This is a genomic window from Microbacterium psychrotolerans, from assembly GCF_031085295.1.
Classification (GTDB): domain Bacteria; phylum Actinomycetota; class Actinomycetes; order Actinomycetales; family Microbacteriaceae; genus Microbacterium; species Microbacterium psychrotolerans.
Genome location: NZ_JAVFWO010000003.1, coordinates 250,373 through 275,104, shown reverse-complemented (window position 1 = coordinate 275,104; position 24,732 = coordinate 250,373). Strand labels below are relative to the sequence as shown.

General features: G+C 67.4%; 20 protein-coding genes. 13 read left to right on the top strand and 7 right to left on the bottom strand.

What is annotated here, in order from left to right:
- Positions 1-40 precede the first annotated feature (40 nt).
- The 4 genes from Q9R08_RS10400 to rplM all read right to left on the bottom strand — a co-directional run bounded on the left by Q9R08_RS10400 (position 41) and on the right by rplM (position 4,184).
- On the bottom strand, positions 41-1,687 hold the full coding sequence (locus Q9R08_RS10400) for a coiled-coil domain-containing protein (protein ID WP_308867933.1): 1,647 nt from the start codon (positions 1,685-1,687) through the stop codon (positions 41-43).
- Between the two features lie 173 nt (positions 1,688-1,860).
- Positions 1,861-3,219, bottom strand: coding sequence for a phosphoglucosamine mutase (glmM, locus tag Q9R08_RS10395; RefSeq protein WP_308867932.1), 1,359 nt, complete (start codon positions 3,217-3,219; stop codon positions 1,861-1,863).
- A gap of 16 nt (positions 3,220-3,235) precedes the next feature.
- Complete coding sequence (gene rpsI, locus Q9R08_RS10390) at positions 3,236-3,712, bottom strand: 30S ribosomal protein S9 (RefSeq protein ID WP_163617016.1); 477 nt, start codon at positions 3,710-3,712, stop codon at positions 3,236-3,238.
- A gap of 25 nt (positions 3,713-3,737) precedes the next feature.
- On the bottom strand, positions 3,738-4,184 hold the full coding sequence (gene rplM, locus Q9R08_RS10385) for a 50S ribosomal protein L13 (RefSeq protein ID WP_308867931.1): 447 nt from the start codon (positions 4,182-4,184) through the stop codon (positions 3,738-3,740).
- A 304-nt stretch (positions 4,185-4,488) separates the two neighbouring features.
- On the opposite strand from rplM, the gene galU reads away from it, so the two are divergent.
- Positions 4,489-5,382 (top strand): UTP--glucose-1-phosphate uridylyltransferase GalU, encoded by an 894-nt coding sequence (gene galU / locus Q9R08_RS10380; protein ID WP_308867930.1) that lies wholly within the window; start codon positions 4,489-4,491, stop codon positions 5,380-5,382.
- Positions 5,383-5,547: 165 nt separating this feature from the next.
- Here galU and Q9R08_RS10375 read toward each other — a convergent pair whose 3' ends face one another.
- The 3 genes from Q9R08_RS10375 to Q9R08_RS10365 all read right to left on the bottom strand — a co-directional run bounded on the left by Q9R08_RS10375 (position 5,548) and on the right by Q9R08_RS10365 (position 8,054).
- The gene (locus Q9R08_RS10375; RefSeq protein ID WP_308867929.1) at positions 5,548-6,288 is read right to left on the bottom strand and encodes a CPBP family intramembrane glutamic endopeptidase; all 741 of its coding nucleotides are present in this window, start codon (positions 6,286-6,288) and stop codon (positions 5,548-5,550) included.
- A 69-nt stretch (positions 6,289-6,357) separates the two neighbouring features.
- A complete protein-coding gene (locus tag Q9R08_RS10370; protein ID WP_308867928.1) occupies positions 6,358-6,882 on the bottom strand; it encodes an LPXTG cell wall anchor domain-containing protein in 525 nt (174 codons plus the stop codon).
- A gap of 317 nt (positions 6,883-7,199) precedes the next feature.
- On the bottom strand, positions 7,200-8,054 hold the full coding sequence (locus tag Q9R08_RS10365) for a CPBP family intramembrane glutamic endopeptidase (RefSeq protein ID WP_308867927.1): 855 nt from the start codon (positions 8,052-8,054) through the stop codon (positions 7,200-7,202).
- Positions 8,055-8,088: 34 nt separating this feature from the next.
- Between Q9R08_RS10365 and Q9R08_RS10360 the strand changes: the two genes are divergently transcribed.
- The 12 genes from Q9R08_RS10360 (at position 8,089) to Q9R08_RS10305 (ending at position 24,604) form a co-directional block, all read left to right on the top strand.
- The gene (locus Q9R08_RS10360; RefSeq protein WP_308867926.1) at positions 8,089-8,679 is read left to right on the top strand and encodes an arsenate reductase/protein-tyrosine-phosphatase family protein; all 591 of its coding nucleotides are present in this window, start codon (positions 8,089-8,091) and stop codon (positions 8,677-8,679) included.
- Positions 8,680-8,749: 70 nt separating this feature from the next.
- Positions 8,750-10,426, top strand: a complete 1,677-nt coding sequence (locus Q9R08_RS10355) for a tyrosine-protein kinase domain-containing protein (RefSeq protein ID WP_308867924.1) — start codon at positions 8,750-8,752, stop codon at positions 10,424-10,426.
- A gap of 12 nt (positions 10,427-10,438) precedes the next feature.
- Complete coding sequence (locus Q9R08_RS10350; protein ID WP_308867923.1) at positions 10,439-11,320, top strand: hypothetical protein; 882 nt, start codon at positions 10,439-10,441, stop codon at positions 11,318-11,320.
- Between the two features lie 323 nt (positions 11,321-11,643).
- Positions 11,644-14,559: a VWA domain-containing protein gene (locus Q9R08_RS10345; RefSeq protein WP_308867922.1), complete on the top strand. Its 2,916-nt coding sequence runs from the start codon at positions 11,644-11,646 to the stop codon at positions 14,557-14,559.
- 79 nt (positions 14,560-14,638) lie between these two features.
- The gene (locus Q9R08_RS10340) at positions 14,639-16,111 is read left to right on the top strand and encodes a SpaH/EbpB family LPXTG-anchored major pilin (RefSeq protein ID WP_308867921.1); all 1,473 of its coding nucleotides are present in this window, start codon (positions 14,639-14,641) and stop codon (positions 16,109-16,111) included.
- Between the two features lie 97 nt (positions 16,112-16,208).
- A complete protein-coding gene (locus Q9R08_RS10335) occupies positions 16,209-17,123 on the top strand; it encodes a class C sortase (protein WP_308867920.1) in 915 nt (304 codons plus the stop codon).
- A gap of 563 nt (positions 17,124-17,686) precedes the next feature.
- On the top strand, positions 17,687-19,210 hold the full coding sequence (locus Q9R08_RS10330) for a sugar transferase (RefSeq protein WP_308867918.1): 1,524 nt from the start codon (positions 17,687-17,689) through the stop codon (positions 19,208-19,210).
- A gap of 251 nt (positions 19,211-19,461) precedes the next feature.
- Positions 19,462-20,187 carry a WecB/TagA/CpsF family glycosyltransferase gene (locus Q9R08_RS10325; RefSeq protein WP_308867917.1) on the top strand — a complete coding sequence of 242 codons (726 nt, stop codon included), beginning with the start codon at positions 19,462-19,464 and terminating at the stop codon, positions 20,185-20,187.
- A complete protein-coding gene (locus Q9R08_RS10320; protein ID WP_308867916.1) occupies positions 20,184-21,092 on the top strand; it encodes a glycosyltransferase family 2 protein in 909 nt (302 codons plus the stop codon). Before Q9R08_RS10325 ends, Q9R08_RS10320 begins: the two co-directional genes overlap by 4 nt.
- Positions 21,093-21,129: 37 nt before the next feature.
- The gene (locus tag Q9R08_RS10315) at positions 21,130-22,464 is read left to right on the top strand and encodes a flippase (RefSeq protein WP_308867915.1); all 1,335 of its coding nucleotides are present in this window, start codon (positions 21,130-21,132) and stop codon (positions 22,462-22,464) included.
- Positions 22,465-22,640: 176 nt separating this feature from the next.
- Positions 22,641-23,468 carry a nitroreductase family protein gene (locus Q9R08_RS10310; RefSeq protein ID WP_308867914.1) on the top strand — a complete coding sequence of 276 codons (828 nt, stop codon included), beginning with the start codon at positions 22,641-22,643 and terminating at the stop codon, positions 23,466-23,468.
- Positions 23,465-24,604: a polysaccharide pyruvyl transferase family protein gene (locus Q9R08_RS10305; protein WP_308867913.1), complete on the top strand. Its 1,140-nt coding sequence runs from the start codon at positions 23,465-23,467 to the stop codon at positions 24,602-24,604. The genes Q9R08_RS10310 and Q9R08_RS10305 overlap by 4 nt, the downstream gene beginning before the upstream one ends.
- The last annotated feature ends 128 nt before the right edge of the window (positions 24,605-24,732 follow it).

The following is a 24,732-nucleotide window of genomic DNA, read 5'->3' as shown; positions in this document are numbered from 1 at the left end:
TCAGAGTGGCGCTGACGAGGTGCAGGGAAGGGGCGCCGCCTCAGCCCTGCCAGGGTGGCCACGGCCCCCAGGGCCATCCATCGCGAGGCCCGGGGTCTGGTTGCGGTTCCGGGTCCGGGTCAGGGTCCGGCTGCGGGTCGGGCCCGGGTTGCGGGCCGGGCTCGGGCTGCGGCGGGGGCTGCGGCGACGGGGCCGACGGAGTCTGCGGCGCAGAACCCTGGTCCGGCGCGGGTGCCGGATCCGACGTCTGCTCTGGGGACTGCTGCGACCGCGGCCGCTGCGCCGCGCGTTGCTGCTCCAGCTCGTGGAGTCGCTGCTGCTCGGCGGCGATCCGATCCTGTTCGCCGCGCAGCGCCGCCACCGCGCCGGCGTACGAGCCCATCGCCGCGAGGGCGTCGGCGTTCTCGCGTGCCGCAGCGGCCGCCGCCGCTGCGGTGAGCACCGCGTCTCGCAGCTCGGCCGCCGGCAGCGGGTTCTCGGCGGCGATCCGATCCGCGGAGGCCGGCAGCGACGCACCGAGCGCGAGGACGGCCGCGCGCAGCGCCTCGATCCGAGCCTCGAGCGCCGCGGAGGCGGTGCGAACATCGGATGCCGCCGCGACGAGGTCGGCGCGGACGCCATCGGCGTCATGCGTGGCAGCGGCGACGGCCTCGACATCCGCCGTGTCCACGGTTGTCCGCGTACCTGCGTCCGGGCGGGTGACGGGCGCTGCGCCGGCCGCTGCGATCAGCTCATCGACCGCTACCTGCGCTTCCTGAAGCGCAGCGTCGTCGCTGATCCCGGCGAGCTGGGCGAGCACGGGTTCGGCTGCGGCGACGGCGGCATCACTGTCCGCGCCGAGCGCGGCATCCTCGACGATCGCGGCGTCGAGGTCGGCTTGTGCCGCGACGACGCCGGCCGCGGCTTCATCGAGCTGAGCGACCGCGGCCGCCAGTCGGTCGCGGGCCATGGCCGACTGCACCGTGACGGTTCCGGTGGTGACGAGAGCTCCGACGACGATGACGGATGCCGCCACCAGCCCCCAGCGCGCCGCCGCACTCCGTCGCGCAGGGCGGCTGGTGCGCGGCGCGGTCTCGGCCGTGTTCGGCGATGCCGGCCGCTGCGCCTCGACGAGCAGTGCGACCTCGAGCGGTGCCGTGCGCGGAGGCAGGACCTGATGACCGACGGGGGTGGGCGCGCCCTCAGCGACCGTCGCGGCGAGCGCGCGGGGACTGTCCCCTGATCCGGGCGCGCTCGCCGCGGGTCCCCCAGTGGCGAGGGAATCGTCGCCGGCTTCGGCGAGTTCGGCAGTGGCCGCGGCTGACCCTGCTGGCAGGTTCGCAGCGACGACGGTGGAGGGAATCGGCGGAGCCGGCTTCGTCGGCCGAGGGATCGGCGCCTCGGGCGACGCCGGGACGGCCGCAGCCGGCGCGGGAACGGTGACACGGGCCGGCGGGACGGACAGCAGCGCGGCAACCGTCGGTGCGGTCGCCGGAACCGATGCCGCGGCGGCACCGTGGTGCGCCATGATGCGGGCGCTGGCAGCGGCGACAGCGGTCGGCTGCTGCCGTTCCCCCACGAGCAGCGGACCGAACAGTCCGGCGAGCGCCGCTTCTCGCTCGCGTTCCGCCTCGAGGTCGTCGTCGTGCTCGTCGCGTGGCCGCGGCGGACCGCCCTGTGGTGCGCCGGTCTTCCCCCGAAGTCCCATGCCCAGCTCCGTCCTCATCGCTGAGAAGACGGCCAGTGTACGTCGGCGACGGGGAGGGCGTCATGGGGGATTTCCCCTGGTCAGCGCGGTCACCGGATCGGGCCGGGTACCCTGTGCGGGGTCGGCCGCCCACCGCCGGCGCCGCCTCCGCCGCGCGAACCGAACCGCCGCGGTTACAGCGCGAGGCGCTTGCGCACGACGCCGGCGAGCTCGTCGGCGTGGCGGCGCGCTTCGTCCTCCGACGACGCCTCCACCATCACCCGCACGAGCTGCTCGGTGCCGGACGGACGCAGCAGCACACGGCCCGACAGGCCGAGCTGGGCGCTCGCGCGAGCCACGGCATCCTGAACACCCTCGTCGCTCGCCGCACGCGACCGGTCGACGTCCTTCACGTTCACGAGCACCTGCGGGTACACCGTCATGATCGAAGCCAGCTCGGCGAGCGTCTTGCCCGTTCGCGCCATCTCGGCGACCAGGTGCAGGCCGGTGAGCAGGCCGTCACCCGTCGTCGCGTAGTCGCTCATGATGACGTGGCCGGACTGCTCGCCGCCGAGCGAGTAGCCGCCCTCGTTCATGCGCTCGAGCACATAGCGGTCGCCGACCGCGGTCGTCTCGACGTGGATGCCGTGGGCCGACATCGCGCGGTGCAGGCCGAGGTTGCTCATCACGGTGGCGACGAGCGTGTCGTCCTTGAGGCGGCCGCGGTTCTTCATGGAGACCGCGAGGATCGCCATGATCTGGTCGCCGTCGACGACCTTGCCGGTCGCGTCGACCGCGAGGCAGCGGTCGGCATCGCCGTCGTGCGCGATGCCGACGTCGGCACCGTGCTCGAGAACGGCCTTCGACAGCACGTCGAGGTGCGTCGAGCCGACGCCGTCGTTGATGTTGAGGCCGTCGGGGTCGGCGCCGATGACGGTGACGCGGGCGCCGGCATCCTTGAAGGTCTCAGGAGAGACTCCGGATGCCGCACCGTGCGCACAGTCGAGCACGACGTGCAGGCCGTCCAGGCGGTGGGGCAGCGAGCCGAGCAGGTGCACGACGTACCGGTCTTCGGCGTCGGCGAACCGGCGGATGCGGCCGATGGCGCCGCCGGTGGGCAGCAGCTTCGGGCCCGACATCGCGCTCTCGATGCGCTCCTCGACGACGTCGGGCAGCTTCACGCCACCTCGCGCGAAGATCTTGATGCCGTTGTCGGGAGCGGGATTGTGGGATGCCGAGACCATGACGCCGAAGTCGGCATCGATATCGGCGATCAGGAACGCGGCCGCCGGGGTGGGCAGCACGCCGGCATCGAAGACGTCGACGCCCGACGAGGCGAGGCCCGCCTCGACTGCGGCGGAGAGGAACTCGCCCGAGACGCGCGGATCGCGCGCGACGACGGCGGTGAGGCGCTTGCCGGCGGCGCGGCGCGCCTCGGCAGTACGACCCTGGCCCAGGACGACGGCGGTCGCCTGGGCCAGGGACAGTGCGAGATCGGCGGTGAGGGGGCCGTTGGCCAGCCCCCTCACCCCGTCCGTGCCAAAGATCGGCATACGGAGATGACGCCGATCAGCGCTTCGAGTACTGAGGCGCCTTGCGGGCCTTCTTGAGACCGGCCTTCTTGCGCTCGATGACGCGGGCGTCACGCGAGAGGAAGCCGGCCTTCTTCAGGGTCGGACGGTTGTTCTCGGTGTCGATCTCGTTCAGCGCACGAGCGATGCCGAGGCGCAGCGCGCCGGCCTGGCCCGAGGGGCCACCGCCCGAGATGCGCACGATGACGTCGTACGCGTCCGTGAGGTTGAGCACCGTGAACGGGTCGGTGATGAGCTGCTGGTGCAGCTTGTTCGGGAAGTAGTCCTCGAACGCACGGCCGTTGACGGTGATGGTGCCCGAGCCGGGGATGACGCGCACGCGGGCGATGGCCTGCTTGCGGCGACCGACGGCCGCACCCGACACCGAGAGCACGGGGCGCTCGACGGGGGTCACGGTCTCGTCGAGCGGGGTCTCGGTCGAGTAGTTGGTGGTTTCTTCTTCGATGTTCGCCATCAGTGTGTCCTTGTCTCTGCGGCGCTTACTGGGCGACCTGGTCGAAAACGTACGCGGTGGGCTTCTGCGCGGCGTGCGGGTGCTCGGCACCGCGGTACACCTTGAGCTTCGACAGCTGGTCGCGGCCGAGCGAGTTCTTCGGGAGCATGCCGCGGACGGCCTTCTCCACGGCGCGGACCGGGTTCTTCTCGAGGAGCTCCGAGTAGGTGACCGACTTCAGGCCGCCCGGGTAACCCGAGTGACGGTACGCCTTCTTCTGCTCGAGCTTCTGGCCCGTCAGCGCGACCTTCTCGGCGTTGATGATGATGACGAAGTCGCCCTGGTCGACGTGCGGTGCGAACGTCGGCTTGTGCTTGCCACGGAGGAGGGTGGCGGCGTGCGAGGCGAGGCGGCCGAGAACGACGTCGGTCGCGTCGATGACCAGCCACTCGCGCTGGATTTCGCCAGCCTTGGGGGTGTAAGTGCGCGTCACAGTAGTGCTGCTTTCTTGATTCGAACGGAGGAGTTCGTGAATCCCACTCCGGGGTGGTTCTGCTCCGGATCGGAGGCGGAACACGCCAGTGGAGGGCTCACGTTCGTGGTGCCGGGTCAGCTGAGCCGCACACCAAAGATCAATACTACGCGACGCGGATGCCTCGGCCAAACCGGCGCATTACCCGCAGACCTCGTCACGTCGGGAGCGCCACGCCGTGCGCCTCACGCGCCGGCTCGTTCCCGCGACACATCGTGCGACATCTGTCACACCTCGTTTACACGATGTCTCTAACCTTCTTCTCATGAATGCACCGTCGATCAAAGCCGTGATCCCCGCCGCAGGCTTGGGTACGCGCTTCCTCCCTGCCACCAAGGCGATGCCGAAGGAGATGCTCCCCGTCGTCGACAAGCCCGCCATTCAGTACGTCGTCGAAGAGGCGGTGGCCGCGGGCATCGACGATGTGCTCGTCATCATCGGACGCAACAAGAACGCGCTCGCCAACCACTTCGACCGCGTGACCGAGCTCGAGGACACGCTTCACCGCAAGGGCGACATGACGAAGCTCGAGCGGGTCATGCATTCCAGTTCGCTCGCGGACGTCCATTTCGTCCGCCAAGGCGACCCGCGCGGTCTCGGTCACGCGGTGCTGCGCGCCCGCAAGCACGTCGGCAACGAGACCTTCGCCGTTCTCCTCGGCGATGACCTCATCGACGCCCGCGACCCGCTGCTCTCCCGCATGATCGAAGTCTCGCAGGGCCAGTCGGCGACGGTCGTCGCGCTCATGGAAGTGGATCCGAGCCAGATCCACCTGTACGGGTGCGCCGACGTCGAGACCACCGACGAAGTCGACATCGTGAGAATCAAGGCTCTGGTCGAGAAGCCGTCGGCCGACGAGGCACCGAGCAACCTGGCGATCATCGGTCGCTACGTGCTCAAGCCTGAGATCTTCGACGTGCTCGAGCGCACCGATCCCGGCAAGGGTGGCGAGATCCAGCTGACGGATGCCCTCGAGGTGCTCGCCGATGACGAGCAGATCGCCGGACCGGTGCTCGGTGTCGTGTTCGATGGTCGCCGCTATGACACCGGCGATCGCCTCGACTACCTCAAGTCGAGCATCCGGCTCGCCCTCGACCGGGAGGACCTCGGCCCGGAATTGGCCCAGTGGATCAAGGAACTCGCACCGCAGCTCGACTGAGCCGGACGCAGTGAGCACGGACACTGCCGGCTCGGATGCCGACTCAGGTGCCGGTTCTCAGTCCGCCGCCCCTGGCATGCCCCACGGGGTGTGACCCTTCGTGGGTCCACGCGCCCGGGCTGCGATCGCCCTATATAAGAGGAACGGATGCTGCGCCCCGCGGCCTCACCAGATCAGCAGCGCCGCCCCGACCGCGTTGAAGACGACGTGCGCCGTCAAGGCCCCGGCGAGCCTGCCGGTCAGCAGCGTCAGCACGCCGCACCCCAGCCCCACAGCCACGGTGCCGAGCAGCAGGCCGACGGGGACGAACGGTCCTACCGCAAGTGCGTGCAGTCCCGCGAACAGCGCCGTCGAGAAGAGCACGGACACCGGACCGGCGACCCACCGCCCCGCGCCCGCAAGCGCATCGGCCAACGAGCGCTGGAGCAATCCGCGGAAGAACAGCTCCTCTATCAAGGGAGTGACGAGAACGGCGCCTGCCAGGGTGACGATCATCGCGGCCATCACGCTCGAGTCATCCGGGATCAGCCCGCCCCCGAGGCCACCGGTGGAGGGCGCGACGAGCTCCACGAGCGCTCGCGCGACGAGCCCGACGCCCAGCCCCGCGACGACGTCGATCCACGAGAATCCGCGCAACCCCGTGGCCACAGTCAACCGCTCCTGTGTCACCCGGGCGGCCACGATGACCGCGCCGAGCAGCGGAGCCGACAGCAGCACCAGGTCGACGAGCGCGACCAGGATCAGCGGCCAGGCCCAGATCACCGCGCGCACCGACGGGAGCCAGAGGATGACCGCCGCGGCGAGCAATGCGCCGACGGCCGCCACCGCCAGTGCCACCCATGGATGTCGCCACGCGCGCCGGTGGCCCGGCGCATCCACCGACACATCGGCCCCGTCGTTCACCATCGCACCCTTCGTGCTGCGGAAAAGACGAAGACCCCGGGCCGGAGCCCGGGGTCTTCGTGATGTCGTAGGTCAGCGGGTGGCAGCCGCGCGACGACGGGCGACCGCAGCCGCGACGGCGATGCCGCCGAGGCCGATGGCGCCGACGCCGAGCCAGATGAACGCACCCGGAACCTCGCCACCCGTGGCGGGCAGCTGGGCCGAGCCACCGCCGGCAGCGGCCGTCCCGACGGTGAGCGTCTGCGTGGCAACCACGTTGCCCTGGCCGTCCACGGCGGTGACGACGTAGGTGCCGGTCTGGCTGGCCGTGAACTGGACCGAAGCCGAGCCGTCGACGACCTGCTTCTCCACCCCGCCGCTACCCGCGGCGTGGACCAGCGATGCGAGGGTGACGCCCTGGCCGGGGGTGACCGTGATGCGGACGAAGGGGACGTTCAGGTTGTTGAACGTGATGGTGATGGTCTGACCCACAGCCGGCGTGGTGTCGCTCACGACAACCGTCGGGGGGTCAGGCGTGTAGTCGGCGGATGCCGCACCGGCGCCGCCGAGAACCAGCAGGCCGGCGACAGCAATCGCGGCGAAAGTCTTCTTGAACATGGCAGAGATCTCCCGAGTAATTTGCACGTCATCGGCTGGGGGGATTTGTGTCGGGCAAGCGCTCCCCGGTCGCCCGACGTGTCACACGCTATCGCATTCTGAGAGTTTGGCGAGAGGGCCCAGGTTTCCAGAAAGTAACAAATTGTCGCACCTGTCCCCCGAACGGAGGACAAAACACAAACTGCGTGTCCCCCACAAGGGCGACAAAACGATCCAAGATGTCCCAATGTCCCCCTTTCGGGGGACATATTGAAGGCGAGATGCGAAATGTCCCCCATTCGGGGGACAAATTGAGCCCGCGCGAAATACCCAAAGACCTAGGTCATTGCGCCTACGAGCAGGCCCAAACCCACGTACGAGGCGTTGTAGACCGCGTGCACGAGCACGGCTCCCCAGATGCGCCCGGTCAGCAGCACCAGCAGCGCACACACCATCCCCAGAAGCGAGAGCGACACCACGCCGCTCGCATCGCCGTCGCCCGAGATGCCGTGCACCAGCACGAACAACGCCGTCGAGGCGAGCGCTGCCACCAGCCCGGCGGTGAGCTTGCCGAACGGGCGCCGCAGCACGGTGTAGAGAGCGACGAGCACCACGGCACGGAAGAAGAACTCCTCGACGAGCGGCGCGACCACGACGGGCGCCACGACGTCGAGTGCGACCGTCGAGAACGCCCATGAGCCGTCGACCTGCAGCAGGGTCGGGAGGGTCGCCGCGTTCCCGTCGAGCCCCTCGATCCATCCCTGGGTCGTGCGCAGGAGTGCGCCCAAGACCAGCCCGTAGAGCAGATCGATGGCGCGCAACCGCAGCAGGCCGATCGGTCGCGACCGGGTGAACGCCCAGACGATCGGGCCAAGCATCCCGATCCACAGGATGGCGGTGGCGGATGCCGCAGCCCAGGGCGAATCCCACACCGCGGCGACGAGCGACCCGAGAAGCACGGCGGCGCCGAGCGACACCAGGGCCACGGCGAGCAGGGCCTCGCGCCACCGCAGCACGGTGCGGCCACCCAGGCGCCAGTCGGTGCGAGCCTCGTGCGGGGAGCGCCGGGAGCGCTGCGGGGCCGGCTCGCCCACAACGGCGTCGCCGCCGTTCGCGTCCGCGGTCGCGGCGGCCGGTGGCTGGATCGCCCACACGTCGACCGTGGGCGTGGCGTCGCTAGGCTGGTCAGGCACGCGCCTACGTTACCCGCCCCGTGGAGGCATCCCCTTGTTCGCGATCCTCACGGTCTGCACGGGCAACATCTGCCGTTCGCCGCTTGCCGAGCAGCTGCTGCGCACGCGTCTCGCGGACCTCGACCCTTATGTCGCGAGCGCCGGCACGCGCGGTCTCCCCGCGGCCCCGATGACGGTCGAGGCGGCGCATATCGCCCGGGCGCTCGGCGTCCCCGACGCCGACACGGACGCACACCGCTCGCGGTTCCTCACCGAGCAGCACCTCGACACGCCCGACCTGATCCTCGCGATGACTCGCGAGCACCGCCGGGCCATCGCCGAGCTGGCGCCCTCCCGCCTGCGTTCGACGTTCACCATCCGTGAGTTCGCGCGACTGGCCGCGGCCGTTCCCGCCGACGAGGTGCGTGCGGCGGCAGATGCCGCCGCGGCACCGTCCGAGAAGCTGCGGGCCGCGGCATCCGTCGTCGCTTCGTACCGCGGTCTCGTCCCGTCGCCGGAGGATCCCGCCGACGACGACGTGGTCGACCCGTACCGGCAGCCCTGGGAGACATACCTGCTGTCGGCGCAGCAGCTCGAGCCGGCCGTCACGGCGGTCGCGGCGACCGTGCGCGCTGCGCTGACGTAACCCGTTCCGGGCCTCGACCTGGCCCTGTGTAAGAATTCACGGACCACACCGGCACCCCGCGAGAGGCGACATGGAGCTCACCGACTACATCCGGATCCTCCGCAAGAACTGGGTCATCATCGTCGTGGCGACCCTCTTGGGCCTCGGCATCGCCGGAGCCTGGTCGCTTACCCGCACCCCGCAGTACGAGGCGCAGAGCACGGTATTCGTGTCGACCCAGTCAGGTTCGACGATCCAGGATCTGCAGCAGGGATCGAACTTCACGCAGTCCCGCGTGCAGACCTACACGAACCTCGTCACGACGCCGATCGTGATGAACCCGGTGATCGCCGAACTCGGGCTCGGCATGACCGCGAGCGAGCTCTCCGCCGAGGTCGAAGCATCCGCCGCTCTGAACACGACCCTCATCACGATCACGGTGACGGGTGCGGATCCGGTGCAAGCGGCCGACGTCGCGAACGCCCTCGGCGCGTCGCTCAAGTCGACGGTCGAGCGGCTCGAGACGCCGAACGGCACCGATACCAGCCCCGTGCGCGTCGAGCGCGTGAAGGACGCCCTGCCGCCACTCAAGCCGTCGAGCCCGAACGTTCCCCTCAACCTCGCGCTGGGCGCGCTCGTGGGTCTCGCGCTCGGCATCGGCGTGGCGGTGCTCCGTGCCGTGCTCGACACGCGCATCCGCACGCCGCGCGATGTGGAGCAGGTCACCGACCGCCCGCTCATCGGCGCGATCGCCTTCGATCCGAAGGCGAAAGAACGCCCGCTCATCGTCCACGCGGATCCGCTCAGCCCGCGCTCGGAGTCGTTCCGTGCGATGCGCACGAACCTCCAGTTCCTCGAGACCGACGGCCGCGCGTCGTACGTGATCACCTCGAGCGTGCCGAGCGAGGGCAAGTCGACCACGACCATCAACCTCGCCATCGCACTGGCCGACGCCGGCAAGCGCGTGGCCCTGCTCGACACCGACCTGCGCAAGCCGAAGGTCGCCGAGTACCTCGGCATCGAGGGCGGTGCCGGACTCACCGACGTGCTGATCGGCCGGGCACGCCTGAGCGACGTGATGCTCCCCTGGGGCAACCGCAGCCTCTACGTGCTCCCCGCCGGCAAGATCCCGCCGAACCCCAGCGAGCTGCTCGGCTCGAAGAGCATGCGACAGCTGCTCGAGGCGCTCGAGCGCGACGTCGACATCGTGCTCTGCGACGCTCCGCCCCTCCTTCCCGTGACGGATGCCGCGATCCTCGCGAACGCGACCAGCGGGGCGATCCTCGTGGTGTCGGCCGGCCGCACCAACCGCCACCAGCTGTCGGGCGCGGTCGACGCGCTGAACACCGCAGGTGCGCACATCGCGGGCGTCGCGATGACGATGGTTCCGACGCGCGGCCCCGACTCGTACGCCTACGGCTACGGGTACGGGTCGTACGGGTATGGCTACACACAGGCCCAGGACAAGCCCGCCAAGAAGTCGAAGCGCGCGAAGGCGGAGCGCGCGAGGGCGGAGCAGGCCGCTCCCACGCCGTCAGGTGCGCCCGCTGCTGCGGCAGCCGCGCCGACGAGGCCGGCGACCGCCGACACGGCCACGCCCCCCGCGCGCGCCACCGCCACGGCCGAGCCGGTGCGGTCCATCCCAGCGCCCACCGAGCAGGCTCGCGCGACTGAGGCCGCACCCGGCCCCGGGCTGACGATCGACGACATCGTCCGTCAGGCGGGCGGAGCGTCGACGTCGCCGGGGCGCAACGACCCCCTGCCCTGAGCCACCGGCAGCATGCAACGGTTCGGCGCGGCGAGGTGGCTCGCCATTACCGGAGTGCTCGCGCTCGTCGTCGTGGTGACGGTGCTCGCGTGGGCTGCGTACCAGCACGCCAATCCTGACGCCCCACGCGGCGAGGCCCAGCCGGTGCCGACCTTCTCGCCGGGAGTCCAGACCCGGGCGCCGACAGCGACGCCCACGGCGAGCACCGTGGACCCTGCGCAGGCCCGTATGCTCGCGATCGGCTCCGAGGTCTGGTGGCGCGCGACCACCGGCTCGTGCAGCGGCCCCGCACCCGTCGTCGAGCGCTCGTACGACCAGGGCGCGACGTGGACCGACGTGACGCCCGCCTATCTCGGCATCGCTCAGGTGCAGACGCTCGAGGCCTTCTCGGGCCGTGACGCCGAGCTGGTCGGTGCCACGGCCGGCTGCGAGCCTCAGGCGCTGCGCACCTACACCCGCGGCGAATTCTGGGACTCCTACCCCGACGTGCTCGCCGCCTCGCGCTACGTCGACCCTCGCGACGCCGGGTCGGTGCAGCTGCCTTCGGGTCCCGTTCCCGCGCCATGCCCGGCCGCGTTCGGGCTCCACGCGTCCGGCGACGTCGTCGCGCTGGTGTGCGACGGGCGTGCGTGGTCATGGTCGGGCGAACAGTGGGCTCTGCTTGCCCCCGAGCGCGCGCTGGCGGTGGCGGTCGACGGTTCCGACATCCTGGTGGCGCATCACGCCGACGACTGCGCCGGCATCGCGATCGTGCGCCTGGCCGCCGACCCGTCCGGTGTCGCATCGGCGGTGGGCTGCGCGGCGGGAACGGATGCTTCGGGCTCCGTCGCGATCGCGGCCCGGGGTGATGGCGTCGTTGCGTGGATCGGTGATGCCCTCGTCGGCATCCCTTGACGTGACCGCCATCAGGCACGGATATATCCCCCATCCGGCATAGCTCCGGCCGGGTTGCGTTGTCCGGTTGTCGAGCGGCATCGTCGGACCCGGTCGAACCTCAAGATCACCTCGGTTTCTCCTCAAGTCGCGTAATGGACTTGAACCGTTTCGAACGGCACCCCTAGGTTCGAGAACGTCGCGTTTTCGCCGCGACGCCGGGTACCCGAAGTTCACCGGCGGTCTCGCGAAACACGACATCTCTGAGGGCAGAGCCCGTGCGCCGTGGGGGCACATCGGGTTTGGGGCTGCCTTCTTTAGCGATGCCTCTGGGGGGCACCGATATGAACAACGACGCTTCATCGCGCCGGGAAGTGCGCCAGCACGCCCGCAACCGCCGCCGTACGCGGCGCTCGGCAGCTGCGGTCGCCGCCACTGTGCTGTCGGCGGGGCTCGTGCTCGGAGGCCTCGCGCCCGCTCTCGCCGTGCCGTCGGCGGCGCCGGCGACGTCCGTCGACACGGCCGTCCAGGCGATCACGCCGCTCGCGGCGCCCTCGATCCCGTCCACCGGCGCAGCCGTCACGGTGAACCTGCGCACCCTGCGCGCTGCGTCGAGCGGACAGACGACGACGTCGGCCACCGCGGGCATCACGCTCGAGCTGCGCAACGAGGTCACCGTCGACAGCGGCGCGACGTACGGCAGCACGGTCGTCGCGACCTGCACGACCGACGCCGACGGCGACTGCAGCTTCGTGCTCACCAATGTCCCCACTTCCAACGGCTCGCGCTACTGGGTGGTGCCGACGGCGACCACCGGCCCCGACGCCTTCCTCAGTCAGTACCTCGTCACCGGCGACAACACCGACTCGGCGGGCGACAACGACCGCTTCGCCACGACGCCGTACGCGTTCCGCACGCCGGCGATCACCCGCTCGCAGACGCCGTACCAGGTACCCACCTCCGGCACCGGCAACATGCCCGGCAGCTCACGCGTCGGCAATCCGGGCGTGCCGCTGTCCCGCACCGTGTCGACCTCCAACCGGTGGAACCACTACGGCACCGAGATGGTCGCCACCATCGACAACCCGCGTTTCGCGCCGACCTGCACGCCGGGCCTCAAGGTCGCGCTGATCGTCGACACGTCGACCTCGATGACCTACAACGGCAACGAGGGTCTGAACGGGGCTCGCACCGCCTCCAGGGCCTTCGCAACGGCGTTCGCGAACAAGGGCGTGTCGCTGGGCATCTACCAGTTCGGCAACGACGCGGCGACGGTGATGACCCCGACCGTCGTGACCAGCGCCAACCTCTCGAGCGTCACGTCCAAGATCAACGGCATCTCGGTGTCGGGCACGCAGTACACCAACTGGGATCGCGGCATCGAGCAGGTCGCCGGCGCCGACTACGACATCGCCGTCATGCTGACCGATGGCAACCCGACCCGCTACCGCAGCAACTCGGGCAACGGCTCGTGGACCGACCTGCGCGGCATCGAAGAGGCCATCCTCTCGGCCAACCTCGTCAAGGCGCAGGGCACGCAGATGATCACGTTCGGCGTCGGCGACTACCTCAACCCGAACACGCCGTACAACCTCGCGTCGGTCACCGGCCCCGTGCAGTGGACCGCGAACGGCGGCATCCCGATCGGCCAGGCCGATTTCGCGATTCCGACCAGCTGGGACGTCGTCGCGACCCAGCTCGGCAACCTGGCCTCGTCGCTCACGTGCGAGGCGACGGTGCAGGTGCGCAAGCAGGAGCGCGCGGGCAACGGAGCACTGACGGATGCTGCGGGCTGGACGTTCACGCCCACGAAGACCGGTGCGGGCACGATGACGCCGGCGGGCGCGCAGACGACGGCGACAGGCGGCTCTCTTCCGCAGCCGTGGCGCATCGCCTTCACGGCCGCGAACCAGACCGCGAACGTCTCGATCACGGAGACGGCAAAGCCCGGCTGGTCGGTGGAGAGCGTGACGTGCCTGAAGAACGGCGCCCCGCTCTCCGGCATCCCGAGCGCCGCGACGTTCTCGTTGACCGGCCTCGTCGTCGGCGACGCCGTGGTCTGCACCGTCGTCAACGGCCAGGCCGCCACCGTGCAGGCGAACAAGACCTGGGTCGTGAAGGACTCGGCAGGCACCACCGTCGGCACGTACCACCAGCGCGGCAATGCGGGCGACGCGGCTGTGCCGGCAGGCCTCGCCGCGACGCCGGGGCTCGGCGCGACGCCGTCGGCGAAGTGGGGCACCGTGTACAGCGCGTTCTCGATCGGTCAGCAGCTCGCCCTGCGCGAGACCTCGACGATCGACGCCCAGCTGCTGCCGGGCTGTGTGCTGACGTCGCAGCAGCTGACGGCGGGCAACGGCCTGTCGACCGGACTGCCGTTCGATCTGACGAAGGGCGACTATATCGCGACCCTCGTGGGCGGCGCGAACGTCTTCGAGTTCACGAACACCGTGACCTGCACGCAGACGCTCGAGCTCGTGAAGGTCGTCGCGGCGCCCGGCACTGAGAAGACGTCGGCGTGGACGCTCGAGGCGAAGGCTCCGTCCGGCGCGCTCACCGGACCGAAGGGGACGTACAGCGCTTCGACGCCCGTGACCGCCAGCGTCTCGCCCGCCGCCGCCTACACGCTGTCGGAGTCGGGTGGGCCCGACACGTACGTCCCGGCATCCGCCGGCTGGCAGTGCGTGCTCACCGGCACGACCACCGCCGTCGGGGTGTCGAACGCCAAGGTCACGGTGCCGCTCGGCCAGAAGGTGACGTGCACGATCACGAACACCACCGCCACACTCACGCTGCTGAAGAAGACGGCCGACGGCTCGGGTCTGGCGCCCGCCGACTTCACGCTGACCGGCACGCCGGCGTCGGGTTTCACTCTGGCCGTGCTGCAGACGCCCGGCGCGACCGCGGCGAACGCGGGCAACTCGTTCGAGGTGCGTCCCGCGCACACGTATACGCTGGCAGAGACCGACGACTCGGGCACGATCGCCTACCGCAACCTCGGGCTGCAGAAGCTGAAGCCGGGCACCGACCCCGCCCTCGACGCGAACTGGGAGAACGTCGCGTCCGCCGAGGTCCAGGTCGCCGCCGGCGAGCAGGCGATCTACCGATTCGTCAACGACAAGGTGCCCGCGGTCGTGCTGCCGCTCACCGGCGGCACCGCGTCGGACGCCTTCCTGCTCCTGGGTGGGGCCATCGTCTCGGCGGTCGTCGCCGTGGCCGCGTGGCGAGCCGCCCGCCGAATGAAGCGAGGCACCGCCTGACCACAGCGTGACCCGACGACCCGAACCCATCCATCCATCCGAAGCACCATTTGACCAACTTCTGGGGAAGTAGATCAACATGAACACGTCCATTTCGAAGCGAGTGACCGCCGCCATCGGCGCACTCGCACTGGGGATCCTCGGGGCCGTCGCCGTGACGGCTCCCGCATCGGCGACCACGCCCAACGGCATCGGTGAGATCACCGGCCAGTCGGGCTCGCTGACCATTCACAAGTACGAGCGCACGGCCGACAGCCCGCTCGACCCTGGCACCGGCGAGAAGATCCCGGGCTTCACCGGCATCGGTCTCGACGGCGTCGAGTTCACCATCCAGAAGGTGAACACGCCGGCGCTCACCACGACGGCAGGCTGGGATGCCGTCGAGGCGATCGCCGACGCGGCCGACCCGGTCGCCGCCGCCACCACCGCCGGCCTCACGTCCGTCACCACCGTGACGACGGCGAACGGCGGCGTCGCCACGGCGACCCTGCCGTACGCGCTGTACCTCGTCACCGAGACGAAGTCGCCCTCGACGGTGACCGACGCGGCCGAGCCCTTCCTCGTGACGATCCCGTTCCCGACCGGTCCCGACGCCGAGAACCCGAACGAGTGGATCTACGACGTCCACGTCTACCCGAAGAACGCCGTGACCGACCTGCAGAAGACGGTCGTCGCACCCACCGCCGCTGAGCTCGCCTACGGCGACCTCGTGCGCTGGCAGATCGTCGCCGACGTGCCCGTGCTCGCCGACGGCGAGGAGCTCTCGGAGTTCGTCGTGCGCGACCAGGTCGACCCGGCGCAGCTCGGGTTCGTCACCGACGCGCAGGCCACGGCCTTCGGCGTCGCGCCCAGTGCGGTCACCGCGACCACCGCCGCCGACGCTCCGGTCGCGCTCGTCGCGGCCGACTACTCGATCGCCCCGGTCGGCGCGAACGAGTACGCCGTCACCTTCACCGAGGCGGGCCTCACCAAGCTCGCCGGCGCGCAGGGCGGGGCCGTCACGTTCACCGTACTCACGCAGGTCAAGGCGATCCCCGCGAACGGCGTCATCGAGAACGACGCGATCAGCGTGGTCAACGACAGCGAGCTGACGACGTCGACCACGACGACCGTGGGCCAGCTGCGCGTGCTCAAGTACGCCAAGACCGACACGAACCCCGAGGTGCCGCTCAAGGGCGCGAAGTTCAAGCTGTTCCTCGACGAAGCCGGCACCAAGCCCGTGACTGTCGCGGGTGCGAGCGAGTGGACCACTGCCGACGGCGGTCAGCTCACCATCCCGGCGCTGCGCCCGGGCACGTACTGGCTGGTCGAGACCGCGGCCCCCGCGGGCTACGTGCTCGACGGTGCGGCGCGTCAGGTCCAGGTCGCGGCCGGTCGGGCCACCACGACGGTCAACATCGTCAAGGTCGAGAACGAGCAGGTTCCCGCGTGGGAGCTGCCGCTCACCGGTGGTGACGGCGCCCTGTGGTTCGGCGTCGGCGGCGCGGCTCTCGTGGCCATCACTGTCGGGGCGGCGGCGCTCATCGCCCGTCGCGCGAAGGCGAACGCCTGACCCGATTCACCGCCGTCCCCCGACGGCGGTGAACCGGACGGTGGCGGGCCCCCTCCCCTTTGCGCCCGCCACCGTCCACCTCACCCGAAAGAACCGAGTGACCCTCCTCACCGAGCACCCGACGCGACCGGAACCGCCTCTGCGCGACCGGTCGCGTCGGCGTGCGCGCCGCCGCTTTCCCTGGTCGGCTGCCGCCCTCGCCCTGGGCTTTCTGCTCGGCATCGCCGTGCTGCTCTACCCGGCAACGGCGGCGTGGTTCACGCAGTTTCAGCAGTCTCAGCGCATCGACGCTCTCTCAGAGACGGTGCGAGATCTCACGGTCGAGTCGCGTCATGCCGCGATCAAGGATGCCGCGGCATACAACGACGCGCTCGTCGACGGCACGTCTGTGGTCGCCGCCGGCGAGAACAAGCCCGTCGCCGACCCGAGTGCCGACACAGGATACGAGCAGCTGCTCCACGCCGACGACACCGGCCTCATGGCCCGCATCAAGATCCCCTCGATCGACGTCGACCTGCCGATCTACCACGGCACCACCGACGAGACCCTCGCGAAGGGCGTCGGCCACCTCGAGGGCACCGCCCTCCCGATCGGCGGCCCGAGCACGCACTCCGTGCTGACCGGTCACCGCGGCCTCGCCGACGCCGAGCTCTTCACCAACCTCGACAAGGTCGCCGTCGGCGACACCTTCACGATCGAGGTCTTCGGTGAGGTGCTGACCTACCAGGTGACCGACACGAAGGTCGTCGAGCCCGAGCAGACCGAGACCCTCTACCCGCAGCGCGGCGCCGACCTCGTCACCCTCGTCACCTGCACTCCCCTCGGCATCAACACGCATCGCATCCTCGTGACCGGCGAACGCGTCCTCCCCACTCCAGTACGGGACATGGATGCCGCAGGCCAGCGCCCCGACATTCCCGCTTTCCCCTGGTGGGCGTTGGGGCTGGGTGGCTCCATGCTGGTGGCCGGCGCGTACGTGGTCTTCTCGGCGCGCCGTCGCGCTGCACGCTGACCCCGCCCCCGCCCTTCCGCCCCTTCCGGTCGTTGAGCGAGCGAGGAACGAGCGAGTCGAAACGCCCCGAGCCGCCGAGCTCCTCTTCCGGTCGTTGAGCGAGCTTGCGAGTCGAAACGCAGCCCCGAAACGCCGGCGATTCGCGTGTGGTCACAATCGCGGGCGCGTGAATATCACACGCCGCGAACCTGCGCAAATCGACCAACCGGGGAGGCGCATGGTGACCAACGACACCGACCGCCACCCCACGGCCTTGAGCGAATCCTGAGCCAGAGCGCCACGCAGCGAAACATGGACATGAGCAGGATGAGAGGGCTCTAATAATGGAGTCGGCGTTCTCCCCTCCCCCAAGGATGCGAATGCCGATTTCAGCTATTCGGCCGAAACAAACACCTGATACCCTGCCCGTGGTGGCCGGGTAATCCACCACAAAGCGAGAAGACATAGTGACGTCGAATCCCCACATCGACGCGCCAACGGAGACGCCGCCCAATCCCCAGGCACGGGCAGCCGCGCCTTCATCGAGCCTCGGCGCCGCCGTTCCCATCATCGCTGAGCGGGCGATGAGCACTCCGCCGGTCGGTGAGCGAACGACAAGCACTTTCCCGGTCGGTGAGCGAACGAGGAACGAGCGAGGCCAAGCGCCCCGCCGCACCCCGTGGCGCCGCGACTACGCAGCCCGTCTCTGGTTCAGCGACCTCTTCGTGCTCATCTGGGCGGTGTACGGTACCCAGCTGCTGTGGTTCGGGTGGGGCAACGCCCAGGTCGCGATCCGTGAGGACTCGCGCTTCAATGAGTTCTCTTACTGGGCCTTCTCAGCGGTTCTCGTGATCGCCTGGATGTGGGCTCTGTCACTCATCGACTCGCGCGACCACCGCATCATCGGCGCGGGTCCAACCGAGTATGTACGCGTCGCCCGAGCGAGCTTCACGTTCTTCGGCGCCATCGCGATCCTTGCGTTCCTTCTCCGGGTTGACGTCGCCCGAGGATATCTCCTGATCACGCTGCCGCTCGGCATCTTCGTCCTTCTGCTCGAACGCTGGCTCTGGCGCCAGTGGCTCATCGCGCAACGCTCGCTCGGGCGGTACTCGGCGAGAGTCCTCCTCGTCGGCTCGGAGGATTCGGTCGCCGCGATCGCGCGCGAGCTCCACCGCTCGCCGACTGCGGGGTACAAGGTGGTCGGCGCCTGCGTCCCCTCGGGCAGGATTGCCGACACGATTACCGGCACCTCCGTCCCGGTCATGGGCAGTGTCGACAACGTGGAACGCGCGATCGCTGCCACCGGCGCGGACACGGTCGCCGTGACCAGCACCGACGACCTGCCGACGATGAAGGTCAAGCAGATCTCGTGGGCGCTCGAGGCCGGCCGACAGCATCTCGTGCTGGCGCCGAGCATCGCCGACATCGCCGGTCCGCGCATACATACCCGTCCGGTCGCCGGGCTACCGCTGATCCACGTTGAGACTCCGAAGTTCAGCCGTGGGCAGCGCATCGCAAAGCGCACGATGGATCTTCTGATTTCTGTCGTGGGAGTGCTCCTCATCAGCCCGCTGCTCGCCTTCCTGGCGATCAGCGTCCGGCTGACGTCTGAAGGGCCGGTCCTCTTCCGCCAGGAGCGAATCGGCCTGAAGGGCCGCGAGTTCGAGATGCTCAAGTTTCGCTCGATGGTGGTCAACGCCGAGGAACTCCTCGCCGATCTCCGCGAGAAGCAGGACTCCGGCAACGAGGTGCTCTTCAAGATGGCCGATGACCCGCGCGTGACGCAGGTCGGCAAGTTCATGCGCAAGTACAGCCTGGATGAGCTCCCCCAGTTGTTCAACGTCATCGCAGGCAGCATGTCACTCGTCGGTCCGCGACCTCCGCTTTCCAGCGAAGTCGCGCAGTACGCCGAGCACGTGCACCGCCGATTCCTTATGAAGCCTGGAATCACCGGCGCTTGGCAAGTGGGCGGTCGGTCAGCTTTGTCGTGGGAGGACTCCGTCCGACTGGATCTCGCCTATGTCGAGAACTGGTCGCTGTTGAGCGACATAGTGATCGTCCTGAAGACGGGCAAGGCCGCACTCGCCCCAGGCGAAACGGCTCACTGATGCAAGCAAACGTTAGGCATCAAGCCGACACATATCGTGCCTTGAGCGATCGGGGATCCACACCGGCACTCGTCTCGGACACGTCGCCCCCTTCGAGATTCCGGTCGACCGGCGTAAACGCATGTGAGAGCCGCGTGGCGTTCACTCCGGTACTGGACGCACGTTCATCGAACCGCTCGAGCCGACCCACGAATTGAGGACCAGCCATCCGCACATTACATGTTGCCGGCGTGCCGTTCGAGTGCACGACCATGACTCACGCCGTAGAACGTCTGCTCGCCTCGGGCCGCGGCGATCGCCCGCCTGAGGAGTTCAGGCTTGCGAATGCATACTGTGTGGCGCTTGCTAACACGGAAGATTCCTATGGCACGCTCCTCCGAGGTCAAGGCGTGAACTTTCCGGATGGTCAGCCTGTGGCGCTGGTGCTAAAGGCGAGTGCCGGCAGCGCGTCCCCGCAACGAGTGCGTGGACCCTCATTCTTTCAAGCAGCCCTCCAACAGAGCGAGACTGACCCGAGCATTCGACACTTCTTTGTAGGCAGCACGGATGCAACTCTCACGAAGCTCCTCGACGAGGTCAAGCGTAGGCATCCGAACCTGACAATCGCTGGCTCTTACTCACCGCCGTTCGCGCCCCTCAGCCCGACGTACATGGAAGATCTACTTGCTCATATTCGCCCCGCGGAACCCAGCATCGTATGGGTAGGCATGGGCACTCCCAAGCAAGACTTCGTCAGTGCTGCGATCGTTGAGCACCTCGGCATATCTTCCGCCGGGGTGGGCGCGGCGTTTGACTTCGTGGCAGGGACAGTACGCGAGGCCCCACTGTGGGTTCAGAGGAGTGGGACGGAGTGGATCTATCGCTTGGTCCAAGAACCTCAGCGCCTCTGGAAGAGATACCTCATCGGCAACGCACAGTTCGTTCACTATGTCGTCAAGCATGCCCTCCTCCCAGAGCGACAGGCTGTCGAAGCGTGAGCCTGAAGCCCAATGACCAGCCGACTGTCAACCGAGCGTCAGTCAGCTGCGTCATTCCTACACACAATCGACCGATTGAACTTCATCGGGCGCTCGATTCCGCGCTCCTGCAATCCGTTCCGCTGCGAGAGATCGTCGTCGTCGACGATGCGGCTTCGGCTGAGGTGGCGAAGCTCGTCGACTTACAACAAGCCAAGACTCACGTTCGCATCATCCTGATCACTCTGTCTGAGAGCGAAAAGGGTGGAGCAAGCCGCTCCAGGAATGCAGGCGTCGAGCACGTCACAGCGGAGTTCGTAGCGTTCCTGGACGATGATGACTATTGGGACCCGGACTTCATCGCGCGAACTCTCCCAGATCCAACGCAGCACGATATCGGCTTCAGCTGGATGGACGTCCGCACTGAAGCGGGCGTAGTACTCTCCGAACGGCGCGGGTTTGCACCAACGGTAGCTCAGCAGATTGTCACGCGAAATCCTGGTTTCACAGGAAGCAATTTCATTATCCGACGAGATTGCTTCCACGGTCTCGACGGATTCGACGAGGACCTTCGCGCCTACAACGACATTGATTTTCTTGTCAGGGCAGTATCGCGTGGGCACCGGATCCATGTCGCTGAGGCCGTCCTCGTGCACCAAATGATTGGCGAAGGCGAGCATCTCTCGTCACGCAGCAAGCGGCGAGCGAAGGCCATCCGCGCGTACGCAAGAAAGCATGATTCTCTTCTTGACGGCGCGGACCGGCGCAGACTTCGGCGAGACTACCACCTCTCCCTCCGGGGATCGGACGCGTCGAGAGTCGAACGAGCGATGCACTTTGTGCTGATGTGGATGAATTCGACTCCAGTCGATCTTTCCCGCACATGGAATCAGCGTGCAGCCGGCGCAAAGCGGGCGTACGGATGATCGCCGGCGTCACTCACAGGTGTGAGGATGAGCGACTATGACAAATCTGCCCAAGCCGTCGTCGGTGCGCGGAAATGGCATCTGGGACGCCGCCCAACAAGGCATTAGCACGCTCGCAAACGCGGTCATTTCGTTGTTGGTTGTAACCGCACTGTCGATGGAAGACTACGGAGCCTACTCGTACGCGATCGCGGTGACCGGAATCGCGATGTCGATCATGAACGCCGGATTGGGCGGGTTGGTTGTTCGCTACCTCGTCGAGCACCGCAGCCAAAACCGGGCGCTGGTAACCGCGATGCTGATTTCACGATCAGCGCTGGCGTGTGCTGGCTACGCCTGCGCGGCGCTGCTTGCATTGACTGCGGGCAACGAGGTTGTTCTCGTGGCGACACTTGTTGCGCTCGTCGCTCTTTTTGGTAAGGCACTTGAGGGTCCCGAAGCATGGTTCCTCTCACAGCTCAGAAGCCGGCGCACAGCAACACTGCGCGTATCAGTGACGCTGGTGGCCTTTTCTGCACGATTGGCCGCGATCATCTTCTTTCCGAGCCTCTTGGTATTCGTGGCCCTGTTTGTGCTCGAAGCCATACTTTCGGGCATAGCTATACTCGTGGCTTACCTGAGGGAACCCGATTCCCCCGGTCTATCCCGTCCGGATATACGGACTTCGGCCGAACTGATCCGGGAATCTCTTCCGCTTCTGCTGTCAGGCGTCGCTAATCAGGTCACGTTGAAGGCCAATGTCATCATCGTGCAGGCTCTTCTCGGGGCGACCAGCGTCGCAGTATTCTCCGTCGCTGCGCGTATAAGTGAACTCGCGTACTTTCTGCCGGTTGTGTTTATGAATTCGCTCTTGCCCCACTTGATGAGCCTAAGATTTGAGTCTGAGGATCCTTCAGCCTACAAAGCGATGATGAAGAAGGCGTACGGTCGCGCGCTCTGGGCAGGTATAGGGGTCGGCCTCGTCGTCGGCGTGGTCAGCGCGTTTGCTATCCCCTGGATATTTGGACCCGAATACGGCGATTCGGTTCCGGTTCTGGCAATATATCTGTGCGCTACGCCGTTCGTCTTTATGGCTGCCGTCTACTCCAAGTGGATTATCGTCGAGAAGGTCCTGTGGGCCTCGCTTGTTCGGCATTGCATTGGCGCGATCGTTAGCATCGGGGCGAGCATTGCTCTCGTTCCAGTCGCCGGGGTTACGGGAGCCGCTGCAGCGACCGTGCTGGCCTATGTTTCGGCATCGTACGTTGCAGCCTTCTTTTCACGCCTGACCAGGGGTCAGGCCATTCTTATGTCGTCCGCTTGGCTTTACCCGTTGACGCTTATTGGCAGGCGGAGAGCTGGCGGCATGCAGCACCGAGGAGGACGCAGTTGACTGCAAAAGCTTTGATCCGAACCACCCTCGGCCGCGCGCGTCAGGCATGGCTTCGGCGTCGACAGGTCACGCTCATCTCGAGCGCGATGGTGCGGGAGCATCGTGCGGTCCGAGCGGGGCACGCCGCGTTCTCTAGGGATGACCGCCGACGCTACCTACTACGGCGGAATATCCACATGATTGAGAAGGGTCTCACAATGCGCCCGCGGCGAGAGACATTCGCGGCGGACTACATCACGGAGACATTGAGTGCGGCAGAGTTCGGTTTGCGCTTCCTTGAGGCCGAAGAAGCGGAATGGGTCATAAGCGTTCTGACAGAGTATTTCGCTGCCACCAGGAACTCCGACTCACCACAGATTCGTGAGGCGCATCGCGTCTTCATTTCTCTGGAAACGGCCGCACCCACTAGTCGTGCACGTGGTCCGCAACCTGCCTCGACCCCCAACCATCCGGGCGATATCGAAGTCCTCAGCCGTATCGCCAACGGCCGCCGGTCGGTGCGCTGGTTTAGCGATGAACCGGTCGACCGGCGGGCAGTCGACCGGGCAGTTGGTATTGCCTTGGAATCGCCCACCGCGTGCAACCGTTCGCCGTACCGCTTTGAAATCTTCGACGAACCTAGCGACGTGCGTCGAGTCGCCGACCTCGCTATGGGTACCCGCGGGTACTCGCACCAAATAAAGGGCCTGGTAGTGGTAGTTGGACTCTTGAACGCGTTCTTCGACGAGCGGGATAGGCACCTCATCTACATCGACTCTTCCCTTGCCGCGATGTCGTTCGTCCTAGGCCTGGAGAGCCAGGGTATTGCGTCTTGCATCATCAACTGGCCCGATATCCCTGAGCGCGAACTGAAAATGCGCAGGCTTCTGCAGCTATCCGCCGCCGAGAAGGTGGTGATGCTGATCGCGTACGGCCATCCGCTCGAAGGATCATTGGCGCCGTACTCAGGGAAGCAATCGGTGACTGAGGCGCGTCAGTTCCGCAATCTTGAGGGAGCGAAATGAGCAAGAATAGATTTGTCCTCATCACTGGGGTGGAGTTTACAAATCAGGGCGCGTTCCTAATGATGCGCGCCGCAATGCAGGAAGTCCGAGAGCGGCTTGGAGCGGTTCCTGTACTGGATTATCGTGTCGGGACTGCGGAAGAACGCGAAGCCGTCGGAGCGAGGACGTTCGTCCCCGTCCGACTGGAGCGCGTGGCCGGGCTTCCCGGCATTGGGCCCGCGATGAGCACGGCGACGCAGTGGATACACCCGCGCCAACTCACCGCCGTGCTTGATGCATCGGGGTACAGGTACGGGGATGCTTGGACTTCGCTCGATCTCAATTCGTCAGTGCTCCGCTACCGTCGATTTGCGGATCTAAACATCCCCGTCTATGTGCTGCCGCAAGCGCTTGGCCCTTTCGAAGAGACTCGCTCGGTCGCAGTGAGCATCCTTGGCACGTCACGACTGGTGTTCGCGCGGGATCCAGACTCATACCGGGCGATCGTTGACGTCGCACCCGCGTCCGCCCTGGACAGGCTCCGACAGTCGCCGGACTTCACCGGCGGGGTGAAAGGCGCGGAACCAGTTCCTTCTTGGGCCGAGGCTGGGAACGCGCCATTAGTTCCGAACTGGAACATTGCCGAGCGAGCGCAGAGCGTGGCCGCTCGGGATCAGTACATTCAGAATCTCGCTGATCTCGCGGTGGAACTACACCGCCGCGGGTTCGCCCCGTATGGCCTGAGTCACGAAGGCGCTCGTGACACGAGGCTTCTTCATGAAGTCCGCGAACGAGTTGACGAAGTGGACTTTCCCGTGGTGGGCGGCTTCAACGGTCTCGAGCTCAAGTGGATAATCGGGCGATCGGGGATCCTCGTCTCGGGGCGCTACCACGCGTTGGCGAGCGCGCTCTCACAGGATGTCCCCGTCGTCGCACACGGATGGAGCCACAAATATCGCTGGCTTCTCGAGGAGCACGGGTGCGCAAGCACACTCGTCGATCCCTACTCCCCTCGCGGCTCACAGTTTGCGGCACTCGACACGGCGCTTTCGATGGACCGCGCGACGATCTCGGCTGGCGCCGACGGCTACCGAGAAGCAAACCGGCGGATGTGGGATTCCATTTCCGCCGATCTAGAGATGGTTCAGACAGGATGAATGCTCCGACGCTCGCTCTTCGAATCAAGCGGTTTGCACGACATTGCAGAAACTCGCCCAACCCGGCGATGAAGATGCTGGGAGTTATCGCGTCGGTTTCGTACCGATCATTCGCATTGTACGTCCTA

Bases quoted from the DNA above. Each gene is read 5' to 3' on its own strand.
- Q9R08_RS10400 (WP_308867933.1), bottom strand. From the start codon at position 1,687: ATGGGACTTCGGGGGAAGACCGGCGCACCACAGGGCGGTCCGCCGCGG.
- glmM (WP_308867932.1), bottom strand. From the start codon at position 3,219: ATGCCGATCTTTGGCACGGACGGGGTGAGGGGGCTGGCCAACGGCCCC.
- rpsI (WP_163617016.1), bottom strand. From the start codon at position 3,712: ATGGCGAACATCGAAGAAGAAACCACCAACTACTCGACCGAGACCCCG.
- galU (WP_308867930.1), top strand. From the start codon at position 4,489: ATGAATGCACCGTCGATCAAAGCCGTGATCCCCGCCGCAGGCTTGGGT.
- Q9R08_RS10375 (WP_308867929.1), bottom strand. From the start codon at position 6,288: ATGGTGAACGACGGGGCCGATGTGTCGGTGGATGCGCCGGGCCACCGG.
- Q9R08_RS10370 (WP_308867928.1), bottom strand. From the start codon at position 6,882: ATGTTCAAGAAGACTTTCGCCGCGATTGCTGTCGCCGGCCTGCTGGTT.
- Q9R08_RS10355 (WP_308867924.1), top strand. From the start codon at position 8,750: ATGGAGCTCACCGACTACATCCGGATCCTCCGCAAGAACTGGGTCATC.
- Q9R08_RS10350 (WP_308867923.1), top strand. From the start codon at position 10,439: ATGCAACGGTTCGGCGCGGCGAGGTGGCTCGCCATTACCGGAGTGCTC.
- Q9R08_RS10345 (WP_308867922.1), top strand. From the start codon at position 11,644: ATGAACAACGACGCTTCATCGCGCCGGGAAGTGCGCCAGCACGCCCGC.
- Q9R08_RS10340 (WP_308867921.1), top strand. From the start codon at position 14,639: ATGAACACGTCCATTTCGAAGCGAGTGACCGCCGCCATCGGCGCACTC.
- Q9R08_RS10330 (WP_308867918.1), top strand. From the start codon at position 17,687: ATGAGCACTCCGCCGGTCGGTGAGCGAACGACAAGCACTTTCCCGGTC.
- Q9R08_RS10325 (WP_308867917.1), top strand. From the start codon at position 19,462: ATGACTCACGCCGTAGAACGTCTGCTCGCCTCGGGCCGCGGCGATCGC.
- Q9R08_RS10315 (WP_308867915.1), top strand. From the start codon at position 21,130: ATGACAAATCTGCCCAAGCCGTCGTCGGTGCGCGGAAATGGCATCTGG.
- Q9R08_RS10310 (WP_308867914.1), top strand. From the start codon at position 22,641: ATGATTGAGAAGGGTCTCACAATGCGCCCGCGGCGAGAGACATTCGCG.
- Q9R08_RS10305 (WP_308867913.1), top strand. From the start codon at position 23,465: ATGAGCAAGAATAGATTTGTCCTCATCACTGGGGTGGAGTTTACAAAT.